This is a genomic window from Mesorhizobium sp. WSM4884, assembly GCF_029625675.1.
GTDB lineage: Bacteria > Pseudomonadota > Alphaproteobacteria > Rhizobiales > Rhizobiaceae > Mesorhizobium.
Window position 1 is genome coordinate 81793 of sequence record NZ_JARTVO010000005.1, and the last position, 18181, is coordinate 99973.

The window sequence follows — 18181 nt, forward strand, 5'->3', positions numbered from 1 at the left end:
GACCGGAGCGGGCCGCCGATGAGCAGGACGGAGGCCTATTCGCCCGTCGGACTGCCGGGCCGCGACACGCCCGAAGCCCTGCTGCATGTCGGCACGGCCTTGCTTGTCGTTGCGCTCGCCGTCTCCTCCTTTGCCGTCTGGACCCCGTTCGGAGTTGCCGCGACCTTCGTGTTGACGCTGATCATTGCGAACGCGGTGCCTTCGGGCGTTCCCGTGCTGATCATCTGCGCCTTCCTCTATCAGAACCTCGTGGTCGCCTGGTTCACGCCGTACATTCCCGACAACGACACGTTCGACGCGCTGCGCGGCACGAACTTCATCATCCTGATGACCGCGTTCGGCATCTTCCTGGCCGCCTCGTTTCAGCACCGCGTCCGCGCACTGACCGAATTGCGTCCATGGCTGCTGCTCAACATGGTGCTGTGCGGAACGGTCTGTTTCTATTTCGCCTTCGGCGTCGTGCATGGCGGCCCCAAGGACGCGGTCGTCTATTTCCGCAACACGATCACGCCGCTCGCCTGCTTTCACGTCGCGGTCCTCGCCGCCAGCCTTTATCCCGTCGATCTGCGCAAGAGCATGCTCTGGCTCGGCGCCGGCGCGATCATCTATGGCTACGCCGAACTGATCTTCACCATGGATTTCCTCGGCCTCTTCCATGGCGACCTTTACGTCGAGCGCAGCGTATCGCGGCAGGTCGAGACGGGAGTGTGGGAGCAAGCGCTGAAGGAAACCGGTTTCGTTTATCGTGGCATCGAGGACGTGATGACCACGACCTTCTTCAACACGCCGCTGTTCAACGACATCCTGCCGAGCGTGTTTCGCATCGGCGGCCCGAACTTCCATCCGATCAGCTATGCTTACGCCTTGAGCACTATTTCGGCCTGGCTCCTGTTCAGAGGACGGTGGTTGCTGCCTGTCGCGGCCTTGCCGCTGTTGCTCGTCATCGGCTCCAAGGGAGCGACCTTCATGCTCTTCGTCGCGATTGCCGCGCGGCTGATCTACAAGCCCTCGCGCGCCGGCCTGGCGCTCGTGGCGGTGATAGCGCTGGCCGTCGTCTGGACGACGGCGGCGATCGGCTACGGCGGGACGCATGGCGACTATCACGTCCTTGGCCTGATCGCAGGCATGCGCGACTTCCTGGCCGACCCGCTGGGGCAAGGATTGGGGCTCGGCGGCAACCTGTCGAGCACGAGCATCAATCTCAACTGGCAAAGCGCTCAGGCCGAGGGTGCCGCCTCGGTGCCGGTCGAGAGCGCGGTTGGTGTCATGCTTTACCAGATGGGCGTAGGCAGCCTCGTCTTCTTCGGCTTCCTGGCGGCGCTGTTGGTGGCGCTGCGCCGGCAGCTCGTCGAAACCGGCGACCCGGATTTCCTGTTCGGTTTTGTCGGCATCGCCACCATCTCGGCCAACGCCGTGCTGCAGGAGGAGGCGTTCTACTCCCCTCTCGCCCTCGCCTTCTGCCTGTTGCTGGTGGGTATCTCGCTCGGAACACGCTGGCGCATAACCGCGGCGGCAAGGGCCGGGGCACTGGACTGATTTCAAGGATCGGCCGGCTTCGCGACGTCGTTCAGGAGCCGAACAGCACCATCTCGGTGAATGTCAGGTCTCCTGGAGAGGGCGATTTCGGGCCTTTGAAATACTTCAACCCTTTCTTCGGAAAATACCTGCCGGAGAGACCTGGAACCGGGCCCATGGCGTCGACGAGGCAAAGCAGCTTGCCGCGCCGCAGGAGAAAGCGCCCTACCGCCCCGGCACACCGGACCAGATCCGCATGGGAGCGGCAGTAGACGACCTGACAGCACGGAATGAGACCGTGCAATATTCGACGCGGCTTCAGCACGAGCGGCAGCGCCAAGCCGTCGCAAATGCAGATCAGCGACAGGCAGCCCAGCGCCGCATGCTCCAGGAGTATGTATCTTTCATTGTCGGTGAGCTGGGCCATCTCGGCGAGGTCCGAACCGGCTTCCAGCACGCGGTCCGGGCGCGGCATCGCATTCAGGACGGGAAGGAAGGCGACCTGCCCGCCGGAAAACAGGCGAAAGCCGAATGCCTTGTTGAGCTTCAATGTTCCGGGTGACGGGGAAATGTTGGTGTAGACCACGTCCTTGCGCGCAATGACCGTCGCGATCATCCGACTGGCATAGGGCCGGAACTCCGCATCCACGGACCAGCTCGAGAGATTGCAGCGGATTTCGTCGCCGTCCACGCCCCTGTGCCTGGCATAGAGCGTAAGCACGGCGCCAACGATTTTGCCCGACTTCTCGAGGACAAAACCATATCGCGGGAAATCGGCCACCGCGGGCCGCCGCGACAGGCGGGTCAGCGCCTCGATCCAATAGCTGCGGCTGCGTTCCGGAAAGCCCCTGCGCAGGCAATCCGCGACGCCTTCCCAATCCTCCTCATCGAAGGGTCGGCAGCCGACACCGGGAGGAAACGCACCGAGAACAGCCATAGTCGACTCAAGAAAAAAGGCACAAAATATGGTCGAGACCCATATTATCCTGATGATCGATTACTAACGAATTACACTGCCATCGAAGCCAATTTTATTGGCCATATCTCACGGCACCCTGCGGCGCTCTTCTGCTACAACTGATCTTCCAAATTCTACAACCGATAAGGGTATTTGACGTTGTAGAGTTGCCTAATAGCCATTTATTTCTGCGTGATTCCGGGCGGAAGGTCGCTACGCGCTTTCCTGGTTGCCCGGGCTCAGCCTTCGCTATCAACCCTTGCGTTCCTGCGGGACGTTACCGCTTCCACCACCAATACGGCGCCGTCGGGGTTCGGCAGGGCGGGTAAGATTTCTGCCTAACCCCGCTTGTACCTAAATCTCATATGTGAATATAATCTTCACAAGAGAAGATTTGGGGAGGATCGATCGCGTTTGGCTCCGGCCTAGCCGGACGGCGCGGCCTATTCTCCGGCAGCGGACGAACAGGATGATCACCAGCTTCCCGCCCACCGTCGGCGTCGCTTCGACACACCCTTCCGACATGCCGGCCGATCACGCCGAGCTGCCGGTGTGGAACGCCGAAAACTGGTTTTATGAGGATTGGCCGGTCGGCCAGAAGATCCGCTCGCTCCGCCGCACCATGGCCGAAGGCGACAGCCATCTCTTCAACACTCTGGTGCTCGACATCCACCCTTATGTGCAGGACCAGATGTTCGCCGAGCGCGAAGGCATTTTCGGCAGGCGCCTGGTCGCCGGCGCGTTCGTGTTCTCCGCCGGGCTCGGCCTTGTCGCCACCAATTGCGTCAACGCCTTTTCCTACGGCTACGACAAGCTCCGCTTCATCAAGCCGGTTTTCATCGGCGACACCATCTATTCGATCCGCACCAACATGGAAAAGAAGCCCCGCTATCATGACATGGGGCTGATCCGCGCCAGCTACGAGGTATTCAAGGGCGAAGGCGAGCTGGTGCTCTACTGCGAGCACCTGCAGACCGTGAAATACAGGAATCCGGCCGACTTCGCCGGCAAGACGGAGAAGTGACGATGGCCGCCGACCTGCCGCTGTCCGGCCTTGTCGTCGTCGACATGAGCCAGTTCCTGTCGGGACCTTACTGCTCGCTGAGGCTGCTCGACCTTGGCGCCCGCGTCATCAAGATCGAGCGGCCCGATGGCGGCGACCTCTCGCGCCGGCTCTATCTCAGCGACACCGAGATTGGCGGCGATTCCACCATCTTCCATGCCATCAATCGGGCCAAGGAAAGTTTTGCCGTCGATCTGAAGAACGAGGACGACCTCAAAGCGCTGCGCGGCCTGCTCGCGAAGGCCGACGTGCTGATCCAGAATTTTCGTCCCGGCGTCATCGAGCGGCTCGGCCTCGACTATGAGCATGTGCGCTTGCTCAACCCGCGCCTGGTCTATGCCTCGATCAGCGGCTATGGCGAGGAAGGCCCGTGGGTGAAGCGTCCGGGCCAGGACCTGCTCGCCCAGGCGCGCTCCGGCGTGATGTGGCTGAACGGCGACGAGGACCAGGGACCGGTGCCTTTCGGCCTGGCGATCGCCGACATGCTGGCGGGCGCGGCCTGCGCGCAGGGCATCCTTGCAGCACTTGTCCGGCGCGGCATCACCGGCCAAGGCGGCCACGTCGAGACCAGCCTGTTCGAGGCGCTGATCGACTTCCAGTTCGAGGTCCTGACGACCCACCTCAACGACGGCCGGCGCCTGCCGCGCCGCTCGTCCTTCCGCAGCGCCCATGCCTATCTGGCGGCGCCCTACGGCGTCTATCCGGCCAAGGACGGTTTCCTGGCGATCGCCATGACGCCGATCCCGAAGCTGGCCGACCTGCTAGAGATCGAGGCGCTGGCGCCCTATTGCGACCGGCCGTCGACCTGGTTCACCGCCCGCGACGAGATCAAGGCGATCATCGCCCAGCGCATCGCGCAGAGGTCGGTCGACGAATGGCTGGCCATCCTGGAGCCCGCCGACATCTGGTGCGCCAAGGTGCTGAACTGGAAGGAGGTGCTGGAGAGCGACGGTTTTGCGGCGCTCGACCTCCTGCAGACGGTGACGCGCGAGGACGGTGTGTCGATCCACACCACCCGGTCGCCGCTGAGGATCGACGGCGTGCGCGCCAAGGTCGACCAGGCGGCACCCCGCGTCGGCGAGCACAGCGCCAAAATCCGCGAGGAATTCGGTCTATGATGTCACTCAAGGGCATGACCTGGAACCATCCGCGCGGCTACGATCCGATGGTCGCCTGTTCCAGGCTGTGGCAGGAAAAGACCGGCGTTTCGATCGAATGGGAGAAGCGCTCGCTGCAGGATTTCGAATCCTTCCCGGTGGAAGAACTCGCCCGCGCCTATGACCTGATCGTCATCGATCATCCGCATGTCGGTCAGATCACCGCCGAAAAATGCCTGGCGCCGCTCGACGTGCCAGGCCGCGAGGCCGAACGCGACGCGCTGGCGAGGGCAAGCGTCGGTCGATCCTATCCGAGCTACAACTGGCAAGGGCGGCAATGGGCGTTTCCGATCGACGCCGCGACCCAAGTCCAGGCCTGGCGGCCCGATCTGATCGCGGCCGCGCCTACGATCTGGACCGAGGTGCTGGAGCTTGCCGAACGGGGCCGCGTGCTCATGCCGCTCAGGCCGCCGCACTCGCTGATGTGCTTCTTCACTTTAGCCGCCGATCTTGGCCGGCCATGCGCCGTCGAAGGCCCGGGCGATCTGGTCGATCCCGAGACCGGCGAAACGGTCATCGAGATGCTGCGCGAGATCGCGGCGCTGGTCGACCCCGTATGCCTGACGATGGATCCGATCGCGGTGTTCGAGAAGATGGCAAAGGCCGGCTCGCGCATCGCCTGCGCGCCGCTGATCTATGGCTATGTGCCTTACGCAACGGCCGGTTTCCGCCCGAACCGGCTTTTCTTTTGCGACATGCCGTCCGTGGGCAGCAACGGCCCGGTCGGCTCCGCGCTCGGCGGCACCGGCATTGCCGTCTCGGCCTTCTCCGCTGCCGGCCGGCAAGCAATCGACTTCGCCTACTGGATCGCCAGCGGCGATGTGCAGCGCGGACCCTATGCCGCCGCCGGCGGCCAGCCGGGCCATGCCGCCGCATGGGAGGATGCGGCCGTCAACGCCGCGACCGGCGACTTCTATCGCGCCACGCGGGCGACGCTGGAAGGCGCCTGGGTGCGCCCGCGCCATGACGGCTACATGGCGTTCCAGCAGGCGGCATCCGACCGCCTCAACGAGGGCCTTGCCGGCCGGCAGGACGCCAGCCGTGTCGTTGCCGACATCAACCGCCTGTTCCGCGAGAGTTTCGCGCCGGCCGTCGCCGGCTGATCCATGTCTCTCGACCTGCGCAGCAGTGTTGTGGCTTAGAGCCGCCAAAGCGTCTTCGCATTGCCGGACAGCAGCTTGGCGCGCTCGGTCTCGCTCGCGCCCGCGATGAGCGCATGCGTCGCCGCCACCCAGCCGAGCAGTCCGCCGCCCAGCGTGCAGACCGGCCAGTCGCTGCCCCACACGACGCGGTCCCAGCCGAAGCTTTCGATCGTGTGCTCGACGTAGGGCCGCAGCGTTTCGGCGGTCCAGGTCGCGGGATCGGCATAGGCGACGACGCCGGAAATCTTGCCGACGACATTGGGGCGCCGTGCGATCGCGGCGATCTGCTCGCGCCAGGGGTGCTCGGCCTTGCCCTTGATGTCGGGCACGCCGCAATGATCGAGGACGAACTGCACGTCCGGCGCCAGATCGACCAGCGCGATCGCTTGGCTCATTTGCCTCGGCAGCACGCAGAGGTCGAAGGTCAGCCCGCTGCCGGCGATACGCTTGATGTTTTCGCGGAACAGCGCGCCCTCGGAAACGTCGTCGGGCACCACATGCAGCACGCGGCGGAAACCCTTCACAAAAGGATCGGCTTTCACCTTGTCCAGCCAGGTGGCGAAGCCGGCCTCTTCCGGCCGGCACGAGACGATCGCGCCCTGCACCAGGCTGCCCGGCTTTTTCGACAATCCTTCGACATGGGCCGTCTCTGCCTCAATATCGGCCGGGTCGACGTCGACCTCCATATGCAGCGCCAGTTCTATGCCGGCGCGGCGCGCTTCGGTTGCGTATTCATCGTGGGAGAAGTCGCGGTCGAGCGCCGGCACGCCGGTCAGCCACGGATAGCGCAGCGCCGCCTTGTCGATGAGATGCAGATGCGTGTCGACGATCATGGCTTCCTCTCTTGTCGCGCTTATGCATGCCACCCAAAGATCATCCCACGGGAGAATTCATCATTCAAATAAGAATTACTCCTTGGGTCTCACATCCGATCCGGCAAGTTGCGACAGACGAGCGGCCGCCGCCTGGAGCAGCGTGATGGTCCTGGTGATATCGGGCGCGGCCGGCGCGTTGACCAGGGTGATGTAGGGTATGGTGAGCGCGGCGATGCCGCGTCCGTCGGGACCGAGCACCGGCGCCGACAGATTGTAGACGCCGGCCGTCTGCAGCGAAGCCATCATTTCATAGCCGCGGTCGCGCACCTGGTCGAGGCGGGCGAAGAAGTCGGGCGACAACTTCATCTCCTCGTTGCTGCGCAAATGCTCGGCGATCATCATCTCGCGCTCTTCCGGCGAGCGGAAGGCCAGCAGCACATGTCCCGACCCCGTGTCGAACAGGCTGATATGCGAGCCGACGCGGATGGAGATTCCCCAGTATCGCGGCGCCTCCTGCTGCGCGATGACGACGGCGCTGCCGCGATCGAACACCACGAGTTGGTTCGCCTGCCATGCGGTTTCGGCCAGCTCGCGCATGATCGAGGTGGCGTAGGAAACCAGCCTGCGCACCGGCGCATGCAGCTGGCCGAGCCCGAAGAGCTTCAGCGTCAGCGAATAGCGATCGCCGTCGGGGCGTGTGACGTAGCCCCGTTTCACCAGCCGGTCCAGCATCCGGTAGAACTCGTTCGGGCTGCGGTCGAGCCGCTTGGCGATCTCGGCCTGCGTCAGGCCGCCGTCGACGCTGGCGAGCAGCTCCAGGATGTCCAGCCCCTTGTCCAGAGCCGGCGCGCGATAGCGGTCTTCCTCGTCGTCCTGCACCGGATGCCCCTCTGGTGAATTTTCATCTTCATATACGCAAGAGCGCCTTCATTGGGAAGAAGTTTCAGCTTGACGACTTATGAATATTTTGTTTGCATATGAATGAAGCGTTGAGCTTCAGGTCGTGACGGCCACCGGCCGTCCAGGGAGGAATTCATGAATAGATTGCTTTCCGGCGTCGCCGCCGGCGCATTGCTCATGGCATCGGGCGCTGCATTCGCGGCCGACCTGCCGGGCAAATTTCCCGGCGTCACCATCGACGCCAAGCTGATCGGCGGCCAACAATACGAAAAGCTCTACGAGCGCATCGGCGAGTGGGAGAAGGCGACCGGCGCCAAGGTCAACGTCATCTCCAAGAAGAACCACTTCGATCTCGACAAGGAGATCAAGTCGGACATCGCCTCCAATTCGATCACCTGGTGCGTCGGTTCCAACCACACCTCATTCGCGCCGCAATATCCGGGCATCTACACCGATCTCGCCAAGCTCTTGCCTAAGGAGGAGATCGACGCCTTCGTCCCGGCCAACATCGCGGCGGGGACGCTCGACGGCAAGCTGGTGATGCTGCCGCGCGCGCAGTTCGACGTCTCGGCACTCTACTACCAGAAGAGCCTCTATCAGGACGAAGCCAAGAAGAAGGCCTATAAGGAGAAATACGGCGAGGACCTCGCTCCCCCGGACACCTTCGACGAGATGGCCCAGCAGGCGGAATTCTTCGCCAGCCCGCCCGATTTCTACGGCACGCAATATGCCGGCAAGGAAGAGGCGATCAACGGCCGCTTCTACGAGATGCTGATTGCCGACGGCGGCGAATATCTCGACAAGGACGGCAAGCCGGCCTTCAACTCGGACGCCGGCGTCAAGGCGCTCGACTGGTTCGTCAAGCTCTACAAGGCGAAGGCCGTGCCCGCCGGCACGACCAACTATCTGTGGGACGATCTCGGCCAGGGCTTCGCTTCCGGCACCGTGGCGATCAACCTCGACTGGCCGGGCTGGGCTGGCTTCTTCAACGACCCGAAATCGTCGAAGATTGCAGGCAATGTCGGCGTCAAGGTCCAGCCGAAGGGTTCGTCCGGCAAGCGCTCGGGCTGGTCCGGCGCGCACGGCTTCTCGGTGACCGAGAACTGCGCCAACAAGGAAGCCGCCGCCTCGCTCGTCTGGTGGCTGACCAATGAGGACAGCCAGAAGCTGGAGGCAGCCGCCGGCCCGCTGCCCACCCGCACCAAGGTCTGGGAATGGGACCTCGAGCAAGCGAAGTCCGACCCTTACAAGACCGAGGTGCTGCAGGCCTTCCAGGAAGCCGCCAAGAACGCCTTCCCGGTGCCGCAGACCCCGGAGTGGATCGAGATCTCCAACGCCGTCTATCCGGAGCTGCAGGCCGCCATCCTCGGCGACAAGACCTCCAAGCAGGCGCTCGACGACGCGGCCGCCAAGGCGACGCAGATCCTCGAGGACGCCGGCAAGCTCTAATGCATGTCGCGCAAAAGTGTGCAGCGGTTTTGCGAAGACGACATGCACAAGAACAAGGAATTAAAGAGCGTCGCCTGAATTCGTTTCAGCACGACGCGCTTTAAGGAACCATCCTCCCAGCGGCGCCGGTCTTGTGGCCGGCGCCGCTTTGACCGATGCGGCCGCCCTGCGATTGGATCGCCGGCCGCGCAGATATCTTGGGACATTGCATGACGGCCAAGCGGCTTTCCGCGCCAACCCTTCTTCTGCTGCCGGCCGTGCTCGTGCTGGCGGCCGTGGTGGTCGTGCCGCTCTGCCTGTCCTTCTATTCCAGCTTCACGCCGTTCAGGCTGACCCGGCCGGAGACCTTCTTCACCTTCATCGGGCTGCGCAACTATCGCAACATTCTGTCCGACGCGAATTTCTGGTGGGCTTTCGGCCGCACCGTGCTTCTGCTCACCATAGCGCTCAATCTCGAGATGCTGCTGGGGCTCGGCCTGGCGCTGCTGGTCGAGAAGGCCAGCCGCGGCCAGCGGCTGCTGCGCACCATCATGATGTTCCCGATGATGTTCTCGCCGATCCTGGTCGGCTTCCAGTTCAAGTTCATGTTCAACGACAATATCGGGCTGGTGAACAACGCATTGCAGTCGCTGGGCATCACGCAGGACGCGATCCCCTGGCTGATCGAAGGCCATCTCGCCTTCATCGCCATCTCCATCGCCGAGATCTGGTCGTCGACTTCGATCTTCGCGATCCTGATCCTGGCCGGCCTGCTCGCCATGCCGAAGGAGCCGGTCGAGGCGGCGCGCGTCGACGGCTGCACGCCGTGGCAGACCTTCCGCTATGTGACCTGGCCCTTCATCATGCCCTTCGCCTATATCGCCATGACCATCCGCTCGCTCGACGTCGCGCGCGCCTATGACATCGTCAAGATCATGACCGATGGCGGCCCGGCAGGCCGCACGGAACTTTTGTGGACGCTGGTGGCGCGCACCGCCTACAGCGACGCGCGCATGGGCGTTGCCAACGCGATGGCCTATTTTTCGATCCTGCTGTCGATCGTCTTCACCGTCTATTTCTTCAAGAAGCTCGCCGCGGCGAGCACCCAGATCGGCGCGGAGTGGTGAGAATGGACGCCAACGCATCCGCCCGCCTGAAGCGCCGCGCTGCAACCGTCGCGCACCGCGTCGGCCTGTTCCTTGCCATGCTTTTGATCTGCCTGCCCGGCATCTGGATCGTGCTGTCCTCGCTGCGGCCGACGGTCGAGATCCTCGCCAAGCCGCCGGTCTGGATCCCGCAGCAGGTCTCGCTCGACGCCTACATCGCCATGTTCAGCGGCGTCGGCAAGGGCGGTATCCCCGTCCTGGACTACTTCCGCAACTCGCTGATCATCTCGGTCACGTCTACCGTGATTGCCATCGCCATCGGCATGGCCGGCGGTTACGCGTTCGCGCGCTACCGCTTCCGCGGCAAATCGGCGATGTTCCTCGGCCTGATGCTGACGCGCACCGTGCCCGGCATCGCGCTCTCGCTGCCGCTGTTCTTCGTCTATGCGCGGCTCGACATCATCGACACGCATTTCGGCCTGATCCTGGCCTATGTCGCGCTGAACGTGCCCTTCACCATCTGGCTGATCGATGGCTTCTTCCGCCAGGTGCCGAAGGACTTGGCCGAGGCGGCACAGATCGACGGCTGCACGCGCTGGCAGGCCTTCTGGCAGGTCGAGTTTCCGCTTGCCGGGCCGGGCATCGCGTCAGCCGGCATCTTCGCCTTCCTAACCTCCTGGAACGAGTTTGCGCTGGCTTCCCAGCTGACGCGCTCGATTAACTCCAAGACGCTGCCCGTCGGGCTGCTCGACTACACCGCCGAATTCACCATCGATTGGCGCGGCATGTGCGCGCTGGCCGTGGTTATGATCATTCCGGCGCTTATCCTCACCTTCATCGTGCAAAAACACCTCGTCGGCGGCCTGACCTCCGGCGCGGTGAAAGGTTGATCCGATGGCGATTGTCTCGCTCAAGAAACTCACCAAGCGTTACGGCAACATGGAGATCGTGCACGGCATCGACCTCGACGTCGCCGACCGCGAGTTCATCGCGCTCGTCGGGCCGTCGGGCTGCGGCAAGTCGACCACGCTGCGCATGATCGCCGGGCTGGAGGACATCTCCGGCGGCACGATCGAGATCGGCGGCCGCGTCGTCAACGACCTGCCGCCGCGCTCGCGCAACATCTCGATGGTGTTCCAGTCCTACGCGCTCTATCCGCATATGACGGTGCGCGAGAATCTCGGCTTCTCGCTGAAGATCGCCGGCGCGCCGAAGGAGGAGATGGACCGTCGCGTCGCCGAGGCCTCGGCCATTCTCGGCCTCGACGCGCTGCTGGAGCGCCGCCCTTCGCAGCTCTCCGGCGGCCAGCGCCAGCGCGTCGCCATGGGCCGCGCCATCGTGCGCGATCCGGACGTCTTCCTGTTCGACGAGCCGCTCTCGAATCTCGACGCCAAGCTGCGCACCCAGATGCGCACCGAGATCAAGAAGCTGCACGCCAAGGTGAAGTCCACCGTCATCTACGTCACGCACGACCAGGTCGAGGCGATGACGCTCGCCGACCGCATCGTCATCATGCGCGACGGCCATATCGAGCAGGTCGGCACACCGGACGAAGTCTTCCAGCGGCCGGCGACGCGCTTCGTCGCTGGGTTCATCGGCTCGCCGCCGATGAACCTGCAGGAGGCGACCGTCGACGACGGCAAGGTCGTCTTCGCCAGCGGCCAGAGCCTGCCGCTGCCCGGACGGTTCAAGGCCAAGGTCGGCGCCGGCGACAAGGTGGTGTTCGGGCTGCGCCCCGACGATCTCTATCCGGCTGGCCATGGTTTGCACTCCGGCGACGCGGCGGACGTTTATGAGACGGAGCTGCCCGTGACGGTGACGGAGCCGCTCGGCAACGAAACCCTGGTGTTCGCCGACTTCGACCGCCGCGACTGGGTCTCGCGCATGCTGAACCCCAGGCCCCTGAGGGCGGGCGACCGTGTCGTGATGCACTTCGACCTGTCGCAGGCGCATCTCTTTTCCGCCGAAACCGGTAAATCCTTGAGGAGCTGACGATGGCGAAGATCGAGAAAGTCGAGCTTGCAATGGTCGATCTGGTGCCGAAGGTGAAGCGCACCGACGCGATCCAGAGTTTCGTCAGCCAGGAGACTCCGATCGTCACCATCACCGACGCCGACGGCGCGGTCGGCATGGGCTATTCCTACACGATCGGAACTGGCGGCTCTTCGGTGATGCGGCTTCTGGCCGACCACCTCGCGCCGCGGCTGATCGGTGAGGATGCCGACCGGATCGAGGCCATCTGGCACGATCTCGAATTCGCGACCCATGCCACGACGATCGGCGCCATCACGGCCATCGCGCTCGCTGCGATCGACACCGCGCTTTGGGATCTTCGGGCGCGCAAGCAGAAGCTGCCGCTCTGGAAGCTTGCCGGCGGCGCCAAGGATCGCTGTCCGCTCTACACCACCGAAGGCGGCTGGCTGCACATCGAGACGGAAGCGCTCGTCGAGGATGCGTTGGCGGCCAAGGCGAAAGGCTTCACCGGCTCCAAGGTGAAGATCGGCAGGCCGCATGGCTCGGAGGACTTCGCCCGGCTGTCCGCGGTGCGCCAGGCCGTCGGCGACGGCTACGAGATCATGACCGACTGCAACCAGGGTTTTTCCGTCGACGAGGCCATCCGGCGCGCCGAGCGGCTGCGCGATCTCGATCTCGCCTGGATCGAGGAGCCGCTGCCGGCCGACGACATCGATGGCCATGTGCGGCTGTCGAATTCGACCGCTACGCCGGTGGCGGTCGGCGAGTCGCTTTATTCGATCCGTCATTTCCGCGAATATATGCAGAAGGGCGGCTGCAACATCGTGCAGGTCGACGTCGGCCGCGTCGGTGGCATCACGCCCTGGCTGAAGGTGGCGCATATGGCGGAAGCCTTCGACATGCCCATCTGCCCGCATTTCCTGATGGAGTTGCATGTCAGCCTGGCCTGCGCGGTGCCGAACGGCAAATATGTCGAATACATTCCGCAACTGGACGAGTTGACGGGCAAGAAGATGGTGATCGAGAACGGCCATGCGCTGGCGCCGAGCGAGCCAGGCCTCGGCATCGACTGGGATTTCGATGCGCTCAAGGCGCGCAGCATCGCCGAATTCGACGTCACCGTCACCGAACGGAGGGATTGAGATGCAGCGAATGGGCATGGTGCTCGGCCTCAAGCCGGAGAAGGTCGAGGAATATGCGCGCCTGCACGCCGCCGTCTGGCCGGACGTGCTCAAGATGATCTCGGCCTGCAACATCAGGAACTACTCGATCTACCTCAAGCGGCCGGAGAACCTGCTGTTCTCCTATTTCGAGTATCACGGCACCGACTACGCCGCCGACATGGCCAAGATGGCCGCGGACCCCAAGACCCAGGAATGGTGGGCGGTCTGCATGCCTTGCCAGGAGCCTTTGCCGACCAGGCAGGAAGGCGAATGGTGGGCGATGATGGATGAAGTCTTCCACCATGACTGACGCTTTCGATCCTCGATCGCTGGCGCAGTCCTGGCCGGCTCCTGCGAAGCCGCGCCCGATCGTCACCTTCGGTGCCGGCTCGATCGTCGGCGACGCGCATTTTCCGGCCTATCGCAAGGCCGGCTTTCCGGTTGCCGGCCTCTACGATCCCGGCCATGCCAAGGCCGGAAAACTGGCTGAGCAATGGGGCGTGACGGCGTTCCGCTCGGTGGACGAGGCGTCCGCCGTCAAGGACGCGATCTTCGATCTCGCAACGCCACCCGGCCGGCACGCCGAAGTGCTGAAGGCTCTGCCCGACGATGCGGTCGCATTGATCCAGAAGCCGATGGGCAACTATCTCGGCGAGGCGACCGAGATCCTCGAAATCTGCCGCGCCAAAAACCTCAAGGCTGCCGTGAATTTCCAGCTCCGCTTCGCGCCGATGATGCTGGCGCTGAAAGATGCGATCGCCGAGGGCTGGCTTGGCGAGGTCGTCGACTTCGACGCCTGGCTGGCGCTGGCCACCCCGTGGCAGCTCTGGGAATTCCTGCTCAAGGCGCCGCGCGTCGAGATTGCCATGCATTCGATCCACTATCTAGACCTGATCCGGCAGCTTCTCGGCGACCCCAAAGGCGTGCACGCCAAGACCTTGGGTCATCCCAATCACAAGGTCGCGCAGACCCGCACCAGCGCCATTCTCGACTATGGCGAGACGGTGCGCTGCGCGCTCTCGATCAATCACGACCACAAGTTCGGGCGCCGCCACCAAGCCTGCGAGTTTCGCATCTGCGGCACCGAAGGCGCCGCCTACGTCAAGCTCGGCCTCAATCTCGACTATCCGCGCGGCGAGCCTGACGTTTTGGAAATCTACCCGAAGGGCGGGTCGGACTGGGTGAGCGTGCCGCTCGCCGGCGAATGGTTTCCCGACGCCTTTGTCGGACGCATGGCCAATGTCCAGCGCTTCGCGTCTGGCGAGGACGCCGAGCTGGTCAGTTCCGTCGAGGACGCCTGGAACACCATGGCGCTGGTCGAGGCCGCCTATAAATCGAGCGCCGCGCCGGCGACGCCGCCGGCCGCAAAACCGTAGGGCACGAGATGGAACAGGTCATGTATTTCGAAGACTACGAGATCGGCTCGTCGCGGCTCACCAGCGGCCGCACCATCACCGAGACCGACTTCGTCGTCCATGCCGGTCACACCGGCGATTTCTTTCCGCACCACATGGACGCCGAGTTCATGAAGACGACGCCTTTCGGTCAGCGCATCGCGCATGGCACGCTGGTGTTTTCCGTCGGCGTCGGCCTGACGGCGAGCGTCGTCAATCCGGTCGCCTTCTCCTATGGTTATGACAGGCTGCGCTTCATCAAGCCGGTCTTCATCGGCGATACGATCCGCACGCGCACGACGATCGCAGCAAAAGAAGACGATCCGAAACGGCCGGACTCAGGGCGCGTCATCGAGCGCGTCGAAGTTTTGAACCAGCGCGATGAGGTCGTGCTGGCTGCGGACCACATCTATATCGTCGAGCGGCGTCCGCGACTCGGCTGAAAGACGGAGACAAAACAACATGGCTGATCTGACGGGGAAAATCGTGGTCGTTACCGCGGCGGCGCAGGGCATCGGTCGGGCAAGCGCGCTGGCCTTTGCCAAGGCTGGCGCCGCTGTCCACGCCACCGACATCAACGAAGCCGCGCTGGCCGAGCTCAACGGCCGTAAAGCGATCGTAACCCGCAAGCTCGACGTTCTGAACGATGCGGCTGTCGCGGCAGCCTTCGCCGAGATCGGCCGCGTCGACGTGCTGTTCAACTGCGCCGGCTTCGTCCATTCCGGCTCCATCCTCGAGATGAAGGACGACGACCTCGACTTCGCCTTCAATCTCAATGTGCGCGCCATGATCCGCACCATCCGCGCCGTGCTGCCCGGCATGCTGGAGCGCGGCGACGGCGCGATCATCAACATGTCCTCGGTCGCTGGCGCCCCGAAGGGCGTGCCTAACCGCTTCGCCTATGGCGTGACCAAGGCGGCCGTGATCGGCCTGACCAAATCGATCGCCGCCGACTATGTCGCTAGAGGCATCCGCTGCAATGCGATCTGCCCCGGCACGGTGGAGAGCCCGTCGCTCGAAAGCCGCATGCGCGCCCAAGGCGACTACGAAGCGGCTCGCGCAGCCTTTATCGCCCGCCAGCCGATGGGCAGGCTGGGCACGGCTGGGGAGATTGCCGATCTTGCAGTCTATCTCGCCGGCGCCACCTATACGACCGGACAGGCCTATAATATCGACGGCGGCTGGTCGATCTGATGAGGCACCGAGCATGACCCGCATTACCGATCTTCGAGTTTTCGACCTGCGCTTTCCAACCTCGCAAAGCCTCGACGGGTCGGACGCGATGAACCCCGATCCGGATTATTCCGCGGCCTACGTCATCCTCGACACCGACGTACCCTCGCTGAACGGCCATGGGCTCACCTTCACGATCGGCCGCGGCAACGATATCTGCTGCGCGGCGATCGAGGCGCTGCGCCATCTCGTCGCCGGGCTCGACCTCGACTGGGTCAGAGAGGATCCCGGCCGTTTCTGGCATCACGTGACCGGCGACAGCCAGTTGCGCTGGATCGGCCCGGACAAGGGCGCCATGCATCTCGCCGTCGGCGCGGTGGTCAATGCGGTCTGGGACCTGTGGGCGAAGGAAGCTGGCAAGCCGGTCTGGCGCCTGGTCGCCGAGATGAGCCCTGAAGAGATCGTGCGCATCGTCGACTTCCGCTATCTCACTGATGCGATCACGCCAGCCGAGGCGCTGGAGATTCTGAAGCGAGCCGAAGCGGGGAAGGCCGAGCGCATCGCCACGCTCGAGCGCGAAGGCTATGCCTGCTACACCACCTCGGCCGGCTGGCTCGGCTATCCGGATGACAAGCTGCGGCGGCTCTGCCGGGAAGCGGTCGACCAGGGTTTCAATCACATCAAGTTGAAAGTGGGTCGCGATCGCGCCGACGACATCCGTCGTCTCAGGATCGCCCGCGAAGTGATCGGTCCGGACCGCCACCTGATGATCGACGCCAACCAGGTCTGGGAGGTCGGCCAGGCGATCGACTGGCTGCGCGATCTGGCCTTCGCCAAGCCATTCTTCATCGAGGAGCCGACCAGTCCGGACGATGTCGCTGGCCATGCGAAAATCCGCAACGCGGTGGCGCCAATCAAGGTCGCGACGGGCGAAATGTGCCAGAACCGCATCATGTTCAAGCAGTTCATCGCCGGCGGCGCCATCGACGTTGTGCAGATCGATTCCTGCCGCATGGGCGGGCTCAACGAGGTGCTGGCCGTCCTGCTGATCGCGGCCAAGTTCGGCCTGCCGGTCTGGCCGCATGCCGGTGGCGTGGGCTTGTGCGAATATGTCCAGCATCTTTCGATGATCGACTATGTCGCTGTTTCCGGCACCAAGCAGGGCCGAGTGATCGAATATGTCGATCACCTGCACGAGCATTTCCTCGAGCCCTGCGTCATCGAGAACGCGGCCTACATGCCGCCGGCGGCGCCGGGTTTCTCGATCGAGATGAAACCGGAGTCCATTGCCGCCTACCAATTCCGCGGTTGAAAGCGGCCGTACGCAGGCAATTGGGCGCCTGCGCACGGCTCGCTTTCTCAAACGCTCTGTATGACAGGTGACGCCGCGGTCAGTTGACCTCGACGGCAAGCACCGAGACGCAATCGCCGGCCTTGACCAGGCCCGGGAAATGGCGCGCTGCCAGCAGGCCCGACATCCTTGCCCTGATCTCCTGCGGCGCCATGCCGGTGCGGCCGGTCGAATGGATGCGCGCCACGACCTGCCCCTCGTCCACTTTCTCGCCGAGATCGACCATCGTTTCGATCAAGCCGTCCTCCTCTGCAAAGGCAAAGCAATCGCCCGAGGGCATGTCGAGCCAGCGGGTTCTGTCCTTCTCGACCGCACCAGCAACGATACCGGCATGGCGCAGCACGTTGAGCACGCCGCGCCGGGCGATCCGCACCGTCTCAGCCCGTGACGTGCCGCCGCCGCCGAGCTCCGTGGTGACGAAGACCTTGCCCATCTCCTCGGCCGCCGTGTCGTACATGCCGACCATGTCGATCTCGGTCATGCGCATCGAGAACGGCGCCGAAAAAGCCTCGACCGTCGCGAAGGCCTTCTTTTCCTGCGCCTTGTCGGGCAGCGTGTGCGCAGCGCAGAACGGCACGAAATCCAACGTCTTTCCGCCGGAGTGGAAGTCGAACACGATGTCCGCCCGCGGGAGCAGCTCACGCTGGAAATAGTCGGCGATCTTCTCCGTCACCGTGCCGTCGGGCCGGCCGGGGAAGCTGCGGTTCATATTGCCCTTGTCGATCGGCGACGTGCGCGTGCCGGCGCGGAACGCCGGATAGTTCATCGCTGGCACGATGATGACCGTGCCGGTGACATCCTTGTGGTCGAGCGTGCGCGCAAGCTCGTAGAGCGCCAGCGGCCCTTCATATTCGTCGCCGTGATTGCCGCCGGTGAGCAGTGCCGCCGGCCCCTTGCCGTTGCGGATCACGCAGGTTGGGATCATCACCGAACCCCAGGCCGAATCGTCGCGGCTGTAAGGCAGGCGCAGGAAGCCGTGCTGCACGCCGTCGCGCTCGAAGTCGACAGTCGGCGTGATCGGAGATGGACGCAGAGCTGACAT

At 63.9% G+C, this 18181-nt stretch carries 18 protein-coding genes; 14 read left to right on the forward strand and 4 right to left on the reverse strand.

Features of this window, described 5'->3' with window-relative positions; genetic code table 11:
- Positions 1-18: 18 nt before the first annotated feature.
- On the forward strand, positions 19-1536 hold the full coding sequence (locus tag P9236_RS09805; protein ID WP_278074415.1) for a hypothetical protein: 1518 nt from the start codon (positions 19-21) through the stop codon (positions 1534-1536).
- Positions 1537-1567: 31 nt separating this feature from the next.
- On the opposite strand, the gene P9236_RS09810 is transcribed toward P9236_RS09805, so the two are convergent.
- Positions 1568-2452: a hypothetical protein gene (locus tag P9236_RS09810; protein WP_278074416.1), complete on the reverse strand. Its 885-nt coding sequence runs from the start codon at positions 2450-2452 to the stop codon at positions 1568-1570.
- A gap of 493 nt (positions 2453-2945) precedes the next feature.
- On the opposite strand from P9236_RS09810, the gene P9236_RS09815 reads away from it, so the two are divergent.
- From P9236_RS09815 to P9236_RS09825, 3 genes are read left to right on the forward strand one after another with little or no spacing between them, the layout of a single operon-like run.
- Positions 2946-3497, forward strand: coding sequence for a MaoC family dehydratase (locus P9236_RS09815; protein WP_278074671.1), 552 nt, complete (start codon positions 2946-2948; stop codon positions 3495-3497).
- Positions 3494-4654 carry a CaiB/BaiF CoA-transferase family protein gene (locus P9236_RS09820; RefSeq protein ID WP_278074417.1) on the forward strand — a complete coding sequence of 387 codons (1161 nt, stop codon included), beginning with the start codon at positions 3494-3496 and terminating at the stop codon, positions 4652-4654. The genes P9236_RS09815 and P9236_RS09820 overlap by 4 nt, the downstream gene beginning before the upstream one ends.
- On the forward strand, positions 4651-5796 hold the full coding sequence (locus P9236_RS09825) for an extracellular solute-binding protein (protein ID WP_278074418.1): 1146 nt from the start codon (positions 4651-4653) through the stop codon (positions 5794-5796). Before P9236_RS09820 ends, P9236_RS09825 begins: the two co-directional genes overlap by 4 nt.
- A 35-nt stretch (positions 5797-5831) precedes the next feature.
- Here the strand turns inward: P9236_RS09825 and P9236_RS09830 are convergent, their stop codons facing one another.
- Both P9236_RS09830 and P9236_RS09835 read right to left on the reverse strand, forming a co-directional pair.
- Positions 5832-6668: an amidohydrolase gene (locus P9236_RS09830; protein ID WP_278074419.1), complete on the reverse strand. Its 837-nt coding sequence runs from the start codon at positions 6666-6668 to the stop codon at positions 5832-5834.
- Positions 6669-6743: 75 nt separating this feature from the next.
- A complete protein-coding gene (locus P9236_RS09835) occupies positions 6744-7529 on the reverse strand; it encodes an IclR family transcriptional regulator (RefSeq protein ID WP_278074420.1) in 786 nt (261 codons plus the stop codon).
- Between the two features lie 156 nt (positions 7530-7685).
- On the opposite strand from P9236_RS09835, the gene P9236_RS09840 reads away from it, so the two are divergent.
- From P9236_RS09840 to P9236_RS09885, 10 genes are all read left to right on the forward strand, one after another.
- The gene (locus tag P9236_RS09840; RefSeq protein WP_278074421.1) at positions 7686-8999 is read left to right on the forward strand and encodes a sugar ABC transporter substrate-binding protein; all 1314 of its coding nucleotides are present in this window, start codon (positions 7686-7688) and stop codon (positions 8997-8999) included.
- 209 nt (positions 9000-9208) lie between these two features.
- On the forward strand, positions 9209-10105 hold the full coding sequence (locus P9236_RS09845) for a sugar ABC transporter permease (protein ID WP_278074422.1): 897 nt from the start codon (positions 9209-9211) through the stop codon (positions 10103-10105).
- A gap of 2 nt (positions 10106-10107) precedes the next feature.
- The gene (locus P9236_RS09850) at positions 10108-10974 is read left to right on the forward strand and encodes a carbohydrate ABC transporter permease (RefSeq protein ID WP_278074423.1); all 867 of its coding nucleotides are present in this window, start codon (positions 10108-10110) and stop codon (positions 10972-10974) included.
- Positions 10975-10978: 4 nt separating this feature from the next.
- On the forward strand, positions 10979-12076 hold the full coding sequence (gene ugpC / locus P9236_RS09855) for a sn-glycerol-3-phosphate ABC transporter ATP-binding protein UgpC (RefSeq protein ID WP_278074424.1): 1098 nt from the start codon (positions 10979-10981) through the stop codon (positions 12074-12076).
- A gap of 2 nt (positions 12077-12078) precedes the next feature.
- Entirely contained in the window at positions 12079-13200 is a 1122-nt protein-coding gene (locus tag P9236_RS09860) for a mandelate racemase/muconate lactonizing enzyme family protein (protein WP_278074425.1), read from the forward strand.
- Position 13201: 1 nt separating this feature from the next.
- On the forward strand, positions 13202-13531 hold the full coding sequence (locus P9236_RS09865; RefSeq protein ID WP_278074426.1) for an L-rhamnose mutarotase: 330 nt from the start codon (positions 13202-13204) through the stop codon (positions 13529-13531).
- Positions 13524-14597, forward strand: a complete 1074-nt coding sequence (locus tag P9236_RS09870) for a Gfo/Idh/MocA family oxidoreductase (protein ID WP_278074427.1) — start codon at positions 13524-13526, stop codon at positions 14595-14597. The genes P9236_RS09865 and P9236_RS09870 overlap by 8 nt, the downstream gene beginning before the upstream one ends.
- Before the next feature lie 8 nt (positions 14598-14605).
- Positions 14606-15058 carry a MaoC/PaaZ C-terminal domain-containing protein gene (locus tag P9236_RS09875; RefSeq protein WP_278074428.1) on the forward strand — a complete coding sequence of 151 codons (453 nt, stop codon included), beginning with the start codon at positions 14606-14608 and terminating at the stop codon, positions 15056-15058.
- A 19-nt stretch (positions 15059-15077) separates the two neighbouring features.
- The gene (locus P9236_RS09880) at positions 15078-15809 is read left to right on the forward strand and encodes an SDR family oxidoreductase (protein WP_278074429.1); all 732 of its coding nucleotides are present in this window, start codon (positions 15078-15080) and stop codon (positions 15807-15809) included.
- 13 nt (positions 15810-15822) lie between these two features.
- Positions 15823-17100 carry an L-fuconate dehydratase gene (locus P9236_RS09885; protein WP_278074430.1) on the forward strand — a complete coding sequence of 426 codons (1278 nt, stop codon included), beginning with the start codon at positions 15823-15825 and terminating at the stop codon, positions 17098-17100.
- A gap of 79 nt (positions 17101-17179) precedes the next feature.
- Here P9236_RS09885 and doeB read toward each other — a convergent pair whose 3' ends face one another.
- Positions 17180-18181, reverse strand: coding sequence for a N(2)-acetyl-L-2,4-diaminobutanoate deacetylase DoeB (doeB, locus tag P9236_RS09890; RefSeq protein ID WP_278074431.1), 1002 nt, complete (start codon positions 18179-18181; stop codon positions 17180-17182).